This is a genomic window from Pseudoxanthomonas jiangsuensis, assembly GCF_010093185.1.
GTDB classification, from domain to species: Bacteria; Pseudomonadota; Gammaproteobacteria; order Xanthomonadales; family Xanthomonadaceae; genus Pseudoxanthomonas; species Pseudoxanthomonas jiangsuensis.
Map to the genome: position 1 here is coordinate 1 of NZ_PDWL01000120.1, position 554 is coordinate 554.

Genomic DNA, 554 nt, shown 5'->3' on the forward strand with positions numbered 1-554 from the left:
CTTTAATATCTTCAGGAATTATTTTATTGTCATATTGTATCATGCTAAATGACAATTTGCTTATGGAGTAATCTTTTAATTTTAAATAAGTTATTCTCCTGGCTTCATCAAATAAAGAGTCGAATGATGTTGGCGAAATCACATCGTCACCCATTGGATTGTTTATTTGTATGCCAAGAGAGTTACAGCAGTTATACATTCTGCCATAGATTATAGCTAAGGCATGTAATAATTCGTAATCTTTTAGCGTATTAGCGACCCATCGTCTTTCTGATTTAATAATAGATGATTCAGTTAAATATGAAGGTAATTTCTTTTGTGCAAGTCTGACTAACTTTTTTATACCAATGTTTAACATACTTTCATTTGTAATAAACTCAATGTCATTTTCTTCAATGTAAGATGAAATAAGAGTAGCCTTTGCCTCGCTATACATTTCTAAATCGCCTTGTTTTTCTATCGTATTGCGAGAATTTTTAGCCCAAGCCATTAATGGATCATTTTTCCATTTTTCAATAACATTATTGTTATACCAAATGTCATATCCTATAATC

General features: G+C 30.3%; 1 protein-coding gene. It reads right to left on the reverse strand.

Going from position 1 to position 554, the window contains the following annotated elements; all coding sequences use genetic code 11:
• Nucleotides 1-554: hypothetical protein (locus tag CSC62_RS17580; protein WP_425502060.1), on the reverse strand; the 554-nt coding region annotated here is incomplete at both ends.